Genomic DNA, 686 nt, shown 5'->3' on the forward strand with positions numbered 1-686 from the left:
CGAGGATCACGATCACGAAAGCGGCGGGCGACCACAGCCCGGCCAGTCCCGCGCCTTTCAGCACGCTACCGCCCAGCAACGCGACAAGCGCGAGCACGACGCCGATAAATGAGAGCCTGTCCATCGGGACCGTTAACGGGCAACGGTCCCCGGTTCTTGAGTCGCCGACGCCCGTTTTTGGCGACGGCGCGCACGACGGGCGGCGGGGTCAGCGGCGGTGGCGGCGCTTTCCCGGCAGCAGCCGCTGCACGACGATGAGACCCGCGGCCACGAGCGCGGCGACGGCTGCCACGTCCGCGCCCGGCAGCGTCGCGTGCGACTGCTTCGCATAGGTCGCAGCCAGCCCCCAGACCAACGCCGCCGCATACACCCAGCTGCGCAAGCGGCGGTTGACGACCAGTGCCAGCGCAGTCGCCAGGGCGAGCAGCACGAGGCTCCACGGCAGCATGCGGTCGGTGGGCAACAGCCGGTAGGCGACGATGGCCTGCGCCACGTTCAGGAACGTCGCCAGCGACAGCCAGCCGGCGTGAAGCGGCAGTGCCCATCGCGCGAGCGTCGGGGACGTCGGGTCGGCAAGGACGATCATCGACGCGCGCACCATGCCCAGCGTCGCCAGCGCGATCACCACGACGCACACCGCGTACTGGCCGGCCGAGAACAGCGGCATCCAGGCGGCGGTGGCGCCG

2 pseudogenes are annotated in these 686 nt (G+C 71.3%); both read right to left on the reverse strand.

The window, feature by feature from the left end:
* Positions 1-124, reverse strand: a pseudogene (gene motC / locus ACKTTN_RS14705) (flagellar motor protein); the annotation flags it as partial.
* Between the two features lie 84 nt (positions 125-208).
* Positions 209-686: pseudogene (locus ACKTTN_RS14710) on the reverse strand (hypothetical protein); the annotation flags it as partial.

This window comes from Lysobacter claricitrinus, assembly GCF_045866565.1.
GTDB classification, from domain to species: Bacteria; Pseudomonadota; Gammaproteobacteria; order Xanthomonadales; family Xanthomonadaceae; genus Cognatilysobacter; species Cognatilysobacter claricitrinus.